The sequence below is a fragment of the Cecembia lonarensis LW9 genome (genome assembly GCF_000298295.1).
Lineage (GTDB): Bacteria > Bacteroidota > Bacteroidia > Cytophagales > Cyclobacteriaceae > Cecembia > Cecembia lonarensis.
In genome coordinates this window covers 1-15,812 of record NZ_AMGM01000007.1, presented here as the reverse complement: position 1 = coordinate 15,812, position 15,812 = coordinate 1, and the positions used below count along the sequence as shown (strand labels likewise).

Here is a 15,812-nt window from a genome sequence, read left to right as displayed (position 1 = left end):
ATTGATTTTGATATAAGATGTTTTGTAAAGCTTTAATTTTATCAGCTAATTGAGTGATCATGAAAATTGAAGATTTATACCTGGCTTTTTTAAAGTCCACAGGCGTCAGTACTGACACCAGAAAAATAGAAAAAGATAATATTTTCTTTGCACTTAAAGGGCCAAATTTCAATGCCAATGACTTTGCTGCACAAGCATTGGAAACAGGGGCTTCCATGGTAGTGATAGATGAGGAACGGGTTATACCTCAGGAAGATTCAAGGTATTTCTTGGTAGATGATGTTCTTTTGGCACTCCAAAAATTAGCCAATTACCACAGAAGGCAATTAACCATTCCGATCATTGGCTTGACAGGAAGTAATGGCAAAACTACCTCAAAAGAGCTTTTACACGCGGTTTTGAAGCAAAAATTCCGAACTTCTGCCACCGTCGGGAACCTCAATAACCATATTGGGGTACCTTTGACGCTATTGGCCATTCCAAAAGATACGGAGATTGCGATAATTGAAATGGGAGCCAATAAGCAGGGAGATATCAAAGAGCTTTGCGACATTGCTGAGCCTACCCATGGATTTATCACCAACATTGGCAAAGCTCATCTCGAGGGCATGGGTGGACCGGAGGGGGTACTGAAAACCAAAACAGAACTCTTTCAGCATTTGAGAGAGAAAAAGGGGGTAGTTTTCATCAATTCTCAAGACCCTATTTTGTCCAATATGGCCAAGCGCTTTGAAAATCCGGTTTTATATCCGGCAAAGGGGGATTTCTGCGAAGTTGAATTTCTGGGCGCTGATCCCTTTGTGAAATTCAGGGTAGAAGGTGATGAACAAGTACACCTGAGTTCACTCATTGGAGCCTACAATTTCGGCAACATCGCCACCGCATTGACCCTTGGAAAATATTTTGGTATCCCTATGCATTTGGCTGTTAAGGCCATTGAAGCTTATCGTCCATCCAATATGCGGTCCCAGCTGGTAGAAAAAAGGTCCAACCTGATCATCTTGGACGCCTATAATGCCAATCCATCCAGTATGGAAGTGGCCATTGACACCTTCGGAAAGATGAGTGGGAAAAAGCACAAAATGGTCATTTTGGGAGACATGTATGAATTGGGCGATGCCACAGAGGCAGAACATGCCAAATTGGGAGAGCTGGTTGGGCAATACAACTTTGAAAAAATCTGCTTTACAGGAAAATATATCGAGGCAGCCTTAAAAAAAGCACCTTTCAGATCGCTTTATTTCCCAGATCCTTTTTCCTTCCGAAATTGGTTACAAGATTCCAAACTGGAAGATTACATGATCCTGATCAAAGGCAGTAGAGGAATGAAACTGGAAGGTTTGGTGGATTTCATTTAGTAGCTTTAAGCAAAACAATTCAGGGTATTTTCGAATTATTATTAAGATGAGTAAAAACTATCTTTCTTTCCTTTCTGCACTTACAGAAAACAACCACAAAGATTGGATGGATGCGAATAGGGATTGGTATCAATCGGTAAGAATGGAGTTTTTGGAAGATGTGGATTTTTTGCTCAAATCCATCAGTCTTTGGGAACCTGGGATGTCCACTTTCAAAGCCAAGGACTGCGTATTCCGGCAAAATAGAGACATTCGGTTTTCGGCCAATAAAGATCCCTATAAGACCAATTTTGCCGCCTATTTCTCAGTGGGCGGAAAAAAATCAAATGGACCAGGCTATTACCTTCATATTCAACCTGGACAAAGCTTCCTAGCGGGTGGTATATGGATGCCTCCGGCGGATATACTCAAAAAAATCCGTCAGGAAATCGACTACTCTGGTAAAGATTTGCTAGAGATTCTTGAAGAATCCGCATTCAAAAAAACCTTTGGAGGTCTGGAAGGCGAGCAGCTGAAAACCTCGCCAAAAGGTTATGAAGCTGACCACCCACATATAGAACTTTTGCGCTTCAAAAGCTTTATCGTTTCCACCGCCTTAACAGATGATGAAATCAATTCAGGCAAGTTCAAGGAAAAAGCGATTGCCAATTTTAAAAAAATGAAACCCTTCCATGATTTTTTAGCAAGAGCCATAGAAGAGACAGAAAACGGCAATGGCCTGCTTTAAAACTAGAAATCAAAGCCATCGAAGGCCCCATTAAAAATTCCTGTAACCGCTCCTATTCCCATTAAGATTAGGATGATAATCCCTAAGCCAAAAGCTACTGCATACCAAAGCAACTTGGCTTTGGCCCAATTGGCTTTATTGGGATTGCCGTTTTTATCAATGGCCCAAACGATAAGCATGACCAATCCTAAAATTGGAATATTGGCGATAAAGATGGTTAAAAACCAATCTCCTGTATTTACTGGAGGGTGTTTGAATTCATTATTGAAGTCCATAATCGCTGGGGTTTTGGTCTGAAATCAAATCCTCTACCCTGAAATGGTATTCACTCATGGCCAAATTGTCCGGGTTGAAAGGATCTGTTTGAATAAAGGTGATTTTCACCGCATCATATTCATTGATTTTGCTGAATTCCACAGCGTAGATTTCAGCGACTTTTCTGGCAATGATTTCTTCGCCTACATGGAGCTGGGGCCCCCTTCCATTGATCAGGCGTAACTCCACTTCATTGTACCGAACGCCATCGTGGAAGCTTTTCTGCATGTTCACTTCCACCCTTTCAAAGTTACCAATGGCCATGATTTTAGAGGAAGGGAAATACCCATCCCCTGCTAACTTATTCATGCTCCACATGATCCCTTTGAACAAGGTTTCTCCATCACAGGCGCATGAGCTGAGCCAAAGTAAGGTCAACAGAAAAATGGGTACACGGATTTTCATTTTCAATGTGTTTGAAACTACCTGGCAGCAACCGCCTCAATTTCAATCAACAAATCAGGATTTGCCAAGGCATAAACAGCCAAAGTAGAGCGGGCCACCTTGTTTGGGTTTTGATCATTGTTGAAATATTCCCCATAAGCTGTAAACCAGGCATTCCAGTCAATATTGCCTTCTTTATCAGGGGCCAGATAAACCCTCAAAAAAATCACATCTCCCATGGTAAACCCTGCTTCTCCAATAGTTTCTTTGATCCTTTCCAAAATTCCTATACTCTGCTCATAGGTGTCTCCGTACCTTTGATAGGTGCCGGGTATGGCATCCGGATTTTTAACAGGTGCTACCAAGCCAGAAGTATAAAAATATTCCTTCCCCTCAGGAATATATACTCCTCTTAGGATACTGGCATCTGGCCTGTCATATCGCACAATAAAGTCTTCTTCTGGTCCTGCAGCAGCCATCTGGTCTGAAACCTTAGCCTCACAAGCCAAAAGCAACATTAGGACAGGAATAATGAGTGTTTTCATGGTTATTTTATTTATCAACAGCTTCCAAAGCTTTCAACTTGTTTTTCACCCTAAGTATAAAGTCACTCAATACATTCATATAATTTATGAATGCATCGTATGGTGTATCATAGTGGCTGAAATAGGAGTGTACTGCTCCGTCAGAGAAGAACTTGGTACACATGTAATAAAAATGATCAGAAGTCTGTAAGTATTTCCAATCCCTTATGATATCCGGATCATCAATTTTCTGAACCTGTGCCTCAAGCTCATACAGTTTGGTAAAGGCTTCATTTTGGAGATCATTGCCCAGCCATGCAGTAAGGTCGCGCTCTTCGTCCGCCCATGAAATAGGGGTAGGAACCTGTATTTTCGCTATAGGCTTAGCGTTTCTTGCCGCCTCAGTGGTGGTACTAAAACTGAAATTAGTATAACGGAAAACTGCCTCTGGCAAGCTCCTCATAAATTCAAATATTCCTGTTTCTGCCCACTGATGCTCCCCGAAAGTTTCATAATCCATGAAAAGATTTAAAACCTCTTGTTCCTGAGGGATCGCGTTGATCCAATTCACAAATTTTTCGGTAGTCAATGGGTAATCTGACCAGGTTTTATTACTGAACCTGAAAGCAATATCATCGCTGAGTTGAAAATTCTTAAGGAGGATTCTGAGATTGGGATCAACTGAATTTTGATAAACAAAATTTGGGCTTTTCCAGCCCAAAATATGCTTGGCACCTTCAGTAAGCATGGCTTCAAATCCCATTTCCGCTACCATAGCACCGATTTTATCAGAGTAAATCAACTCTGTATTCCTAAAGACTTTGGGTTCATAACCATTAAAGAGTCTTTTGATCTTTTCTTTGTGACTTTCTACCATCCTCACAAACTCCTCCTTGTTGGCGAGAGAACACAATGCATGGGCATCTGTCTCACTCAAGAGTTCAACATGACCGGTGGCAACCAACCTTTGGAAGCTTTCCAACACATCCGGGGCATAGAGTTCAAATTGATCCAAACACACGCCGGAAATGGAAAAAGTAACCTTGAATTTACCATTGTAACGTCTTATCAATTCCAAAAGCAATTCATTCATAGGAAGGTAGCATTTTTGGGCCACTTTTCGAATGATGCTTCTGTTGGAATAATCATCCCAATAGTAATGGTCTTCTCCTATATCAAAAAAACGATAAGGTTTTATCCTGAATGGTTGGTGTACCTGAAAGTAAAAGCAAATGGTTCTCATGGTTGTTCTTGGTGTAATTTTTCGTAAACAGTAACTAGTTTGGCAGCAACATGCTCCCATTTCAATTTTTTCAGTTCCTCACTGCCAAGTTCCTTAAACATTTTGGAAATACTGTGATAATGCAAAAGCCCAAATATGGCATCGGCCATGGCGTCCACATCCCAAAAATCAATTTTAATGGCATTCCTGAGCACCTCAGCCACGCCTGACTGCTTAGAGATGATCACCGGGGTATTATGCCTTACCGCCTCTAAGGGAGCAATACCAAAAGGTTCGGATACGGAAGGCATCACGTACACATCTGATATCGCATACATGTCATCCACGTCTTTCCCTTTTAAAAATCCTGTAAAGTGAAACTTGGTCCCCATGCCCAATTCTGCTACACGTTCTACCATCCTGTTCAGCAAATCACCACTGCCTGCCATTACAAACCTGACATTGGGATCCCTATCGATTACTTTTTTGGCAGCTTCTACAAAATATTCAGGTCCTTTCTGAAAAGTAATTCTTCCCAAAAATGTTACAATTTTTTCAGGTACATTTTTTCTGACCGAGGATTGAATGATACTTGCATCCAAAACCGCATTATGTAAGACACTGACTTTATTAGGATCTACGCCATATTTTTCTATCACCACTTTTTTCGTCAGGTGACTTACTGCCAAGATATGGTCAGCTGCCAGCAATCCTGCCTTTTCTATTTCATAAACAGGACCTTGTCCTCCGCCTTCCCCGGCCCGGTCAAACTGTGTGGCATGAATATGTGCTATAAATGGCTTCCCTGATATTTCCTTTGCCGCAATGCCCGCAGGATAGGCCAACCAATCGTGGGCATGAATGAGATCGTGATCCTTGGACTTGGCAATTTGAGCAGCTACTAAAGCATAACGCGAAACCTCTTTAATCAGATCTTTCCCATATTTTCCGCTAAACTCAAACTTATTGGAGAAAACACTTTCATCTACATCAGTCCTATCATGTAAAGTATAGTCCGTATATTTTTTAAACTCTTCCGGGCCTAGGTAAGGAACCAAAAAACTGCTGACCTCCAAGTAGGTGAGGTTTTTCCAAATCTTTTTAAACTTCCGTTCACGATAGTCAATCACCACATCGCTGGCATTGACAAAGTCCGCCAATGGCTCTTCATCCCCCCAAAGTTTGGGCACCACAAAAATGATGTCCTGCTTGTGGTGAACCAATCCCTTCACCAAGCCATAGCAAGCTGTCCCCAATCCTCCGGAAATATGTGGGGGAAACTCCCACCCGAACATTAAAACCTTCATATACAAACAGTTAAACTTTTTTCACTAAATACATGATTCGAAGTAATTCTCCTATGCTCCAGGCCTGAGAAATGGCTCCTTTTGGTCTATGTGGAGGATCACCGTCGTAAATCTCTGCAACGGTACCAACACCATATTGTGTCATTACTCCATCAAAGCTTTCTATGATTTTTTCGACAAAGCGTTTCCCGGATTTACCATGTAACTTCAGATAACCCTCCACAAAATTCCCTAGTAACCAAACCCAGACTGTTCCGTTATGGTATGCCTGATCTCGTGTAAATTGATTGCCATGGTAATAGCCTTTATACCCGGGATCATCCGGTGCTAAGGAACGCAACCCTCTATTGGTTAATAATTTAGACCTGACAATTTCCAAAATTGAATCCATTTGACTTTCCTCCAAGGGGGAATGAGGAAGAGAGGTTGCAAATATCATATTGGGTCGAACGGACCAATCTTTATAAAACCCATCTACATAATCTGCTAGGTACCCCCTTTCTTCATCCCAAAAGACCTCATTGAAAGTTTTTTTGACACGATCAGCAGTAGATTTAACTTCTTCATCCCCAGTCAATTCATGGTAAAAACAAAGGGCATTGTACCAAAGGGCGTTGATTTCAACAGGACAGCCCATTCTAGGTGTTACAGGACCATCTGAGTTGACTGCATCCATCCAAGTCAGCGCCAGTCCCTCTTCTCCCCCATAAATGAGCCCATTTTCCAGCATGTGAATATTATAGTCTGTACCCAGCCTATACCCATCAATGATGCCTTTCATTTTTTCCAAATACCGGGATTTAACTGTTTTTTTGTCTCCTGTGAATGCGATGTATTGCTGCAAGGACCAGAAAAACCAAAGTGAAGCATCCATAGAACTAAGGTTTCTCATTACACCACTACCAACATTAGGGAATAATGGCCCGTGAAGATCCGCTACCATGGTATCCATGATGGCCAAAAAGGTTTCCTTATCCCCTTGCGTCAGTGTAAGGCCGGGAGTAGCAATAAATGTATCTCTACCCCACCAGCCAAACCAAGGATAACCTGCAATAACGTGGGTTTTTCCGTCTCTCTTTTGGATAAACTGACTGGCAGAATTAATCAGGCAGTTTTCAAAATTATTTCTTGGGACCCTCCGGGCCAGTTCTTTTTCAAAAGCTCGCTGTCGGGTACTTGGGTCAGCTTCGATTAGTCCCGCTGAAAAAATTACGGACTCTCCTTTGTCAATATCAAATTCAAAATAACCCGGATAGAATAAGTCCTCTTGATATTCATAGCCCCTTTCTCTTTCCATGATATACTCAAAGTTATAGTACCACTCTGGCATGGGGGCAAATACATTTTTCTTGGATAGCTGTAGGTATAAAGGGGTGTAATGGGGATAAAGCTGAAACTTGGCTCCATTAGGAACTTTTTGAAATTCTTTATTGATCTGATCATTGGCCTTACACAGGTGGTGATAGCCTCTGAAGGCCAAAAATGGCTTGATCTGAATTTTGGTAGGAGAATGTGCTTCCAGCAACGTATAGCGGATCATTACCCTGTCACGATTGGTATCTAAAATAATTTCTTTTTGAAGTACCACACCACCTACCCTGTAGGTAAGTTTGGGAATAGGTTCAGAACTGAAATCTTCTAGGTATTTATGCCCTCTAGGGGAATAATTGCCCGGGAATTTACTGATCCCCAGATTGAAGCTCGCTCCTCTTTGGATGACTGTTTCATGCACGGTGGACAGCATCACATGAAGCTGTTCATCTATTTGGGGCTGAGGGGCAACTAAGAGTCCGTGATATTTTCTGGTGTTACATCCTATAATGGTAGTACTGGTATAGCATCCTCCTCTATTGGTACGGATGATTTCCCTATCCAGGGAATAATTTAAATTGATCAGCTGGGTTTTGTCAAAATGGATATAACTCATGCGTTAAAAGTTTGAGATTTCCATAAAAATACCTTTTTGAGCGGGAAAGAAAAACTAATTAACATAAAAATAAAAGGTTATGTTTCCATAACCTTTTGATATTTGAAAAATCAGGAACGAACTCCTTCTTTTTGCAACTCTTCGAAATTTTTTAGTGACTCTTCAAACTTTGACACATATAGTCTTACAGCTTTCAAGTCTACCGTTTTGACCTTTGGAAATTTTGGCGAAGCCTTGAATAATGTGAACATACCTTTAAAATCTTATTAATACCATTCAGACAAATTTTGTGCCATTTGGGTTCACTGATAGATCAAAAACTAAAATGCCCCTGTGATAAGGGGCATTTGGGTGGAAGACCGGATTCGAACCGGCGACCTCTGGTGCCACAAACCAGCGCTCTAACCTGCTGAGCTACAACCACCGTTTTTCATTATTCTCAAGGCCTTTCCCCTGATTGGTTTGCAAAGGTAATTGTTGATAATTTCTTTTACAATATTCAATCCTCTATTTTTCTTGAAAATTTTAGTCTTTGTCCTTTTTGTCCTTCATGGAATGTGCCGTTTTCGTACGCCAAATGTCCGGAAACAATAGTATGGGTTACTTTGGACTTAAAAGTATGGCCTTCAAAAGGAGACCAACCACATTTGGAAAGAATATTTTCTTTCCCGACTGTCCATGGACTATCCAGATCCACAATGGCCAAATCTGCATGGTATCCAGGTCGGATAAAACCCCGCTTATCTATTTCAAATAGGATTGCCACGTTGTGAACAGCTTTTTGCACAATTTCATCCAACCTTAACTTGCCATCGTGGTACATATCCAACAGGGCTACTAAACTATGCTGAACCAAAGGACCTCCTGAAGGTGCAGAGGTATAAGATTTACTTTTTTCTTCCAAGGTATGAGGTGCATGATCGGTCGCTATTACATCAATGTTCCCATTCTTGACGCCCTCCAATATCCTTTCTCTGTCATCTTTGGTTTTCACAGCTGGGTTCCACTTTATCAAATTACCTTTTTCTTCATAATCATCTTCCGAAAACCAAAGGTGATGGATACAGGCCTCTGCGGTGATTCTTTTTTCTTCTAAAGGAATATGTGGATCGAAAAGCTCAACCTCCTTCCCTGTACTGATATGCAAAACATGTAGTTTGCTGCCATACCTTCTTGCCATATCTACCACTTTTTTGGAAGCATCATAACAAGCCTCTTCAGATCGGATTTTGGGATGAAACTTAACAGGAATATCTTCTCCATATTCCTTCTTATACTTTTCTAAGTTGGCTTTGATGATGTTATCATTCTCGCTGTGCGTGGCAATCAACATTTTACATTCTGCAAAAATACGCTCCAAGCTTTCCTGATTATCCACCAGCATATTTCCGGTAGAAGATCCCTGAAATACTTTTACCCCACAAACATTTTCGGGATCCAGTTTTAAAATCTCATCTATATTATCGTTGGTCGCGCCAAAAAAGAAGGAATAATTGGCCAGAGACTTTTCTGAAGCAATTTTATATTTCTCTTCCAACAATTCTATAGTAACTGCTTGAGGAACGGTATTGGGCATTTCCATATAGGAGGTAACACCTCCGGCTACAGCTGCTTTTGCTTCGGTATAAATTTCGGCTTTGTGTGTCAACCCCGGTTCTCTAAAATGTACCTGATCATCAATCAAACCTGGAAAGATATATTTACCATCAGCCTTGATGTGTATGTCTGCATCAAATTCAGACAGGTCTTTTCCAACATTATAGATCAATCCATCCTTTACCAAAATATCGGATCGGGTTATCTCCCCTTCATTTACTATATTTGCACCGGTTATCAGTATACTTTTCATTTGAATTTATGGGATTAATTTCTTTGTAATCATTTTCCGAAATGACCTTCAAAGCAAGCTTGTCATAAAATTCAACCTGCTCAAACACAAAAGTGTTCACTTGATGGCCATTTAACCATTGATCCAAAAATACAAAATCATGCCCGATAGCACGCTTACTTTTGAAAATTTTAAATTGAACAAACAGCTTTTGGAAGCGGTGAGCGATGCAGGCTATACCAAACCTACACCTATTCAGGAAAAGGCTCTTCCCTTGGCTTTGTCCGGACATGATGTATTAGGGATTGCCCAGACAGGAACAGGAAAAACGGCCGCCTATGTGCTCCCTTTACTAATGAAGGTTAAATACGCACAAGGCATGCATCCCCGTGCTTTGATTTTGGCCCCTACACGGGAACTTGTGATGCAGATAGAAGAGGCTGTGGTTACTTTTGGAAAGTATACAGATTTACGCTATGTCTGTTTATATGGAGGCTTAGGGCCCAAAACGCAGATTGAGAAACTTCAGGCGGGTGTGGATATCATCATCTCTACTCCGGGGAGGTTTATAGACCTCTACAAAAAAGGGGAGATTTTCACAAAAGAGATAAAAACCATGATACTCGATGAAGCAGATAAAATGCTGGATATGGGTTTCATGCCTCAAATAAGAAGCATCTTAGAATTCATACCGGTCAAAAGACAAAACCTGCTCTTTTCAGCCACTTTTGGGCCAAAAGTGGAAAAGTTTTCACAGGAGTTTTTGGAATTTCCGGAAAGGGTAGAAGTCGCCCCCCAGGCCACAACCGCCGAGACCATTCAACAAGTCAAATATGATGTGCCCAATATCAAAACAAAAATCAACCTGCTCATTCATCTCCTGAAGGATGAAAACTTGAATAGGGTGATCATTTTTGCCAAGTCCAGGAAAAATGCAGAATCCGTATTCAACTTCCTGGAAAGAAAGAAGCTGGGAGAAATCCGGGTAATCCATGCCAATAAAGGCCAAAACACCCGCATCAATTCCATGGAGGATTTCAAGGCTGGGGATGTCAGGATATTGGTAGCCACGGATGTAGCAGCCAGAGGATTGGACATCAGTATGGTCAGTCATGTGATCAATTTTGATGTACCTCTGATTTATGAAGATTATGTCCACAGAATTGGAAGGACCGGTAGGGCTGAAAATGAAGGCTTTGCCATCACCTTTATCAACCCTGCTGAGGAGTACCATTTTGAAAAAATCCAGGAAATCATCCGCATGGAAGTGCCAAGGGTACAGATCCCTGCTGAAGTAGACATCACACAAACTCCTTTTGAAGAAAAGCAGGGGTATGAAAGGGAAATTGATAATCAGAAAAAGAAAGATAACCCGGATTACAAAGGGGCTTTCCACGAGAAAAAAGTAAAGTATAGACCGAATCCCGACCAAAAGAAAGAAAAAAGGGGCAACAAAAACTCCAAAGCCAAAAGGAACCGCAACCAGCTTAAAAGTCAGGGCAAGTGGAAGAATAAAGGGTGATAGCGGAAATTGTACCATGTACTATGTACCAAGTACCAAGAAGCGGTACCAATGACAAGTTTAGGTAACCGTCATGCTGATCCCAAAGGCTCGGGAAAAGGGTCTCCTAAAGCAAAAGAAATCCTTCTCCGAATTGGGAAAGTGACCTAGAAAACATAGCAGGGCAGCAGCAAACCTTTATTTTTAAAATCAAACGGTTGATACAGGGGAAGCTATGTGTGCTATCTTCTCCTATGTGGTTAAAAAAATTCTGTCACAAATTTCCCTCTGTGGTAGTGGTAGAGAACATTGACACAAGTAAACGTCACTCTGAGTAAAGCGGAAGCCTCCCCCGATACTTTCGGGGAGTCTGTCTGTCTCACAAAATAGAGGAGATCCCCCGTAATGCTACGGGGCAGACCTTCACCTCCGCAAGCTCCAGTTGCCATTGACAGATTTATAATCTTCCCCTCGGCAGGCTCGGGGATCGGGAGGTTTGCTTTTTCAGGTGGTGGGGGAGGGAAATGCAGCCCTGCCGCATTTCCCTCCCCCACCACCACTTATTTAAGGCCTATCCGGTGGCCAAGCTTGCCGAGGCCTTACCATTTAATTTGAAATATCCTTTCTTTAAATAACAAATTTTAATAGCTAGAGAAGAGGTTTAAAACAACAGTGATCCCCCTTTCTTTACATTTCCCCAAATCTTAAATTTCCATAAAAAAACATACCTGGCATTAAAAATTTAGTGAATTTTTCTGATATTATGCTTCTAATATAATTTGATCAAAATGAGGCATTTATCCATTTCCCCTTTATTCCTTTTACTTTTCGTTTTTAGTTGTGGGCCAAAACAGGCATTCGATTCAACAATCATTATTGCAGGGCAATTTCTTAATTCTGAATCAAAGGAAGTGGAGCTTTACATGGAAAATGACTTGGAGTTCTTTCCTTTAGCAGAGGATGGGTATTTTCTCATCCGTCTGGAAATCGATGATTATCAGACTTTTCAGCTGGGAACGGATCGAAGATCATTTGAGCTGTTTATGGCCCCAGGAGACAGCATTTATGTGACTGCTGATGCCAAAGATTTCAGGAACAGCTTTCAGGCTTCTGGAGATCGGGTTGAAGAAAACACTTATTTGGTTGAAAAAGGAAGGTCTTATTCTGAAAGCAGTATGATGGACCTAATTGAAAAAGATAAGGATGAGTACCTTGAAGGAATGAATATATTTTTCACCAAACAAAGTGGGCGTTTCGAAAATTTGAAGCAAGCGCATGAACTTCATCCCGGATTTTTAAAACTGGAAGAAGCTTATTTTGAGTTTTCTCCCCTTTCAATGGATATCTATTACCTGAATTATCAGTCCTATTTTAAAAATGTTGACAAAGAAGATCTAGACTTTCCTTTGGAAGAAATGAAAGCCAAGTTGGCTGAAATTGACTTAGACAGAAGTGACTTACTGATTGACGGAACCTACACAGCTATCATAAGTCATCTGCTCAGCGAAAAAACCAATGAAATTTCCAAACAGGACAGTACCCTACAAAATACTCCTGAAGGGAATGAGAGGGCGTCATTTTTAGCCATGGAAGATCTTTTGGAAAACCAATTGGTCAAAGACTATTTTTTATTCAGACACGCGATAGAAAACCTGCAATTCAAAGGACTTGAAGCTGCTAAACCATCCATTGAAAAATTCCAAGCTGAAAATCAGAGTCCAAAACTTGTCACGAAACTGGAAAAAGAGCTAAAAAAATGGGATGCCATTTTACCCGGCATGGCAATTCCTGACTTTACTTTTGAAGACATTTCCGGTGAGATGGTCCAATTAAGCAACCTAAAAGGCACCTTGGTTTACATCGACATTTGGGCTACTTGGTGCAAACCCTGTATTGAAGAACATCCGTACTGGGACCAATTAAAAGAGGAGTACAAAGACAAACTGGTTTCTTTTTTGACCATTTCCATTGATGAAAACAAAGAAAACTGGGAAAAAATGGTCATATCCAAAAATATGGAGGGTTTGCAATGGATAGCCGAAAAAGCTTGGAGATCTGACCTGAACCAATACTTTATGGTCAATTCCATACCAAGATTTATTCTTTTGGACCAGGAAGGAAAGATTATTGACCCAAATGCCGAAAGGCCATCAGGAGATATCCGGAAAACATTGGATCAATTCTTATAACAGGGTTTTCAAAATTATATAAGCTTTCCCAACTATAGAGAATTCAAAATAGCGGAAAACCAACTATTATCCACAAACCCCAAATTACTCAAGGTGCGCTATACTTGGTACATCGTACTTGGTACTTGGTACAATTACTTCTCTCCAATTGGCATTTTTCAGCACGCCCTAATTATCCCTGGGAGGATTGATCATTATATGCGCCCTATGGGTACCGGGATCCATGATCCATGGCATGGCAGGACCGGAGGGGCGCAGAGGCAGACCTGTACTCTCAGCAGTAGCCCAAGGGATATAAACCACATACCGAAGGTAGGAATCCTGAACCTCTCCTGTTAAGGGGTTGTAATCTTTGGCATCGGCAGTCCTTACATATAAGGTGGCTCCATCTTTGGGCATTTTTAATTTTCCACTTTTGGCCTCTGCCTCACGTATATCAAAAATTTCTTGAGCACTTTTCCCTTCCCTCTTCAAAACACGCCCCCTTTCCATAAATTCATCAAGGTCTTTATGATAACATGCCACGTTAAAACCTGGAGAATTGGGGTCATCAGTCAGGCAAATTAAATCATTATTCCCTCTTCTCAATACCATCAAATTTCCCTTTTCATCGTACCCATATACCATGGCGTCTGCTTTTAACTCATCAGGGGCAGCCATCAGAGCAGTTTTTATCTGAATTTCTTTAGACGGTATTTGTTGGGCAAAGCTGAAATCACTAATAAAAAATAGAGCAGTGAGGAAGCATAATGTTTTCATAGACAGGTTAGATTTTGATGATGGAATTTAACCAATTTTGCCCCTTAAAAAAAGAAAAACCTTCAGTAAAACACCGAATTGGTGAGCACTGAAGGTTCTAAATATGGAAATTATCTTAATTATCTTTCTCCTCTGGTATTGGTGCCATCTACAGGTGTTCTGTGTTCTCTGTTGGCGATATCCCATGAAAGATGGAAAATCAACCTGGCCCTAGTGGTCATCAGGGGAAACTCAATTTTATCCACGGTATCTGCAGGTGTATGGTAGTCATCATGCAAGCCTGAGAAAAAGAAGATCGATGGAATGTTGTATTTGGCAAAATTGTAATGATCAGACCTATAATAGAACCTATTCGGATCATCAGGAGCATCATAGCGGTAATCCAAAGTTAATCCAGTGTAGGTAATGTTGTTATAATCTAGGATAATTTTCAAATGGCTGGACAACATGTCTGAGCCGATGGCATAAAGGTAATTTGGATTTTCTACATCCTGGTATTCATAATCTATCCTGCCCAACATATCAATATTGAAGTTGTTGACCGTATTTTCTAAGGGGAAAATTGGATTTTCTACATAGTACTGTGATCCGAGTAATCCTTTTTCTTCCGCAGTCAAAGCAATAAAGAGGATACTTCTTCTGGGACGGATACCGTCTTTGGCCGCCATCGCAAAGGCTTCTGCTATTTCCATAACAGCGACAGTTCCAGACCCATTGTCGTCCGCTCCATAATTAACACTGCCGTCTGCATTAGGTGCCACGTGGTCATAATGGGCAGAAATAACCAAAACTTCATCTTTCTTATCTGTTCCTTCCAGGTATCCCAAAACATTTTCAGTGGACACTATCCTTTTGTTCTTTTTGACCTGATAGCTTACCTTTTTGGCGTTGATGGATTCAGGATTATTCCTGGCTGCTTCTTTCAAGATCTCCATAGGCACGTCAAAAATCCTCGCCATTTGGGTAGCACTTACAAGGAAAATCGGCTCCTGCTTGGTAGCTTGCTCAAAACCCAGACGTCCTGAAGTGCTTAATGAACGATATCTGCTGGCTAATCTGTCAAAATTAGCCTGATCCTCCATAGTGGTGATTACAATACCTAAAGCACCGGCATCCATCACATCCTTCACCACGTTTTGTGCCCTTGCGCCAATCGCCCATAAGCCAACCAACTTTCCGTTGACATCTACCTTGGAAAGATTGCCTTCAGTAGCTTCTCCTAAAAACACGAGGTCTGCACGCTGCGCACGCCTCATATCTCCGTCACCAATGAAGATAAAATCCTTATTGGCTTCCAGTTTTTCTCTTCCCAATTGAAAAGTAACTTCCGGGTAAGAAACAGCAGCCAAATCAAACACTTGATAATAATCACCATTAACCGGTCCGGTAAGGCCCAAGTCTTGGAAGTGCGCTTTCAAGTATTCAGCTGCTTTTTTCTGTCCTTCAGCACCAGTATCTCTCCCCTGAAGCTCCTCCGATGCGATGTATCTAAGGTGTCGCTCCAAGTCTTCTGCCGTGATGGTTGCACCATATTTCAGTGCTGTAGCATCTTGGGCAGAAACATTGGCCCCTAGCAACAACGCCAAGGCTCCAACTAACCAAAATCTTCTTTTCATACGTCTTTTTTCTATTTCAACAATTAAGGCTTTAAAATTAGAAATAATTCTGAAACCCATAAAACCGTTTGTCAATTTCAGTGTTGTAATGGTAGAATTCTTTGAACGGAAAAGCCATTATCATCCAATAATTTATACATTTGCAGTACCTAAAA

At 41.1% G+C, this 15,812-nt stretch carries 13 protein-coding genes and 1 tRNA gene; 4 read left to right on the top strand and 10 right to left on the bottom strand.

Annotated elements, in window-relative coordinates:
• The first annotated feature begins 59 nt into the window (after positions 1-59).
• Complete coding sequence (locus B879_RS03670) at positions 60-1,358, top strand: UDP-N-acetylmuramoyl-tripeptide--D-alanyl-D-alanine ligase (RefSeq protein WP_009183794.1); 1,299 nt, start codon at positions 60-62, stop codon at positions 1,356-1,358.
• A 46-nt stretch (positions 1,359-1,404) separates the two neighbouring features.
• Positions 1,405-2,085, top strand: coding sequence for a DUF2461 domain-containing protein (locus B879_RS03665; protein WP_040400200.1), 681 nt, complete (start codon positions 1,405-1,407; stop codon positions 2,083-2,085).
• Positions 2,086-2,087: 2 nt separating this feature from the next.
• Here B879_RS03665 and B879_RS03660 read toward each other — a convergent pair whose 3' ends face one another.
• The 8 genes from B879_RS03660 to B879_RS03625 all read right to left on the bottom strand — a co-directional run bounded on the left by B879_RS03660 (position 2,088) and on the right by B879_RS03625 (position 9,613).
• Positions 2,088-2,360 carry a hypothetical protein gene (locus B879_RS03660; protein WP_009183792.1) on the bottom strand — a complete coding sequence of 91 codons (273 nt, stop codon included), beginning with the start codon at positions 2,358-2,360 and terminating at the stop codon, positions 2,088-2,090.
• The gene (locus B879_RS03655; RefSeq protein WP_009183791.1) at positions 2,347-2,805 is read right to left on the bottom strand and encodes a hypothetical protein; all 459 of its coding nucleotides are present in this window, start codon (positions 2,803-2,805) and stop codon (positions 2,347-2,349) included. Before B879_RS03655 ends, B879_RS03660 begins: the two co-directional genes overlap by 14 nt.
• Positions 2,806-2,822: 17 nt before the next feature.
• Entirely contained in the window at positions 2,823-3,329 is a 507-nt protein-coding gene (locus tag B879_RS03650) for a RidA family protein (protein WP_009183790.1), read from the bottom strand.
• A 7-nt stretch (positions 3,330-3,336) separates the two neighbouring features.
• Positions 3,337-4,551, bottom strand: a complete 1,215-nt coding sequence (locus B879_RS03645) for a glycoside hydrolase family 57 protein (protein ID WP_009183789.1) — start codon at positions 4,549-4,551, stop codon at positions 3,337-3,339.
• Complete coding sequence (locus B879_RS03640) at positions 4,548-5,837, bottom strand: glycosyltransferase family 4 protein (RefSeq protein WP_009183788.1); 1,290 nt, start codon at positions 5,835-5,837, stop codon at positions 4,548-4,550. The genes B879_RS03645 and B879_RS03640 overlap by 4 nt, the downstream gene beginning before the upstream one ends.
• A gap of 10 nt (positions 5,838-5,847) precedes the next feature.
• Positions 5,848-7,764: an amylo-alpha-1,6-glucosidase gene (locus B879_RS03635; protein ID WP_009183787.1), complete on the bottom strand. Its 1,917-nt coding sequence runs from the start codon at positions 7,762-7,764 to the stop codon at positions 5,848-5,850.
• Between the two features lie 349 nt (positions 7,765-8,113).
• Positions 8,114-8,189: transfer RNA gene (locus tag B879_RS03630), tRNA-His, on the bottom strand.
• A 74-nt stretch (positions 8,190-8,263) separates the two neighbouring features.
• Entirely contained in the window at positions 8,264-9,613 is a 1,350-nt protein-coding gene (locus B879_RS03625) for a dihydroorotase (protein WP_009183785.1), read from the bottom strand.
• A gap of 139 nt (positions 9,614-9,752) precedes the next feature.
• On the opposite strand from B879_RS03625, the gene B879_RS03620 reads away from it, so the two are divergent.
• Both B879_RS03620 and B879_RS03610 read left to right on the top strand, forming a co-directional pair.
• Complete coding sequence (locus B879_RS03620; protein WP_009183784.1) at positions 9,753-11,114, top strand: DEAD/DEAH box helicase; 1,362 nt, start codon at positions 9,753-9,755, stop codon at positions 11,112-11,114.
• A gap of 767 nt (positions 11,115-11,881) precedes the next feature.
• Positions 11,882-13,282: a TlpA family protein disulfide reductase gene (locus B879_RS03610; RefSeq protein WP_009183783.1), complete on the top strand. Its 1,401-nt coding sequence runs from the start codon at positions 11,882-11,884 to the stop codon at positions 13,280-13,282.
• Between the two features lie 168 nt (positions 13,283-13,450).
• Here B879_RS03610 and B879_RS03605 read toward each other — a convergent pair whose 3' ends face one another.
• Both B879_RS03605 and B879_RS03600 read right to left on the bottom strand, forming a co-directional pair.
• A complete protein-coding gene (locus B879_RS03605; protein WP_009183782.1) occupies positions 13,451-14,041 on the bottom strand; it encodes a hypothetical protein in 591 nt (196 codons plus the stop codon).
• A gap of 119 nt (positions 14,042-14,160) precedes the next feature.
• The gene (locus B879_RS03600) at positions 14,161-15,657 is read right to left on the bottom strand and encodes a M28 family peptidase (protein WP_040400218.1); all 1,497 of its coding nucleotides are present in this window, start codon (positions 15,655-15,657) and stop codon (positions 14,161-14,163) included.
• Positions 15,658-15,812 lie beyond the last annotated feature (155 nt).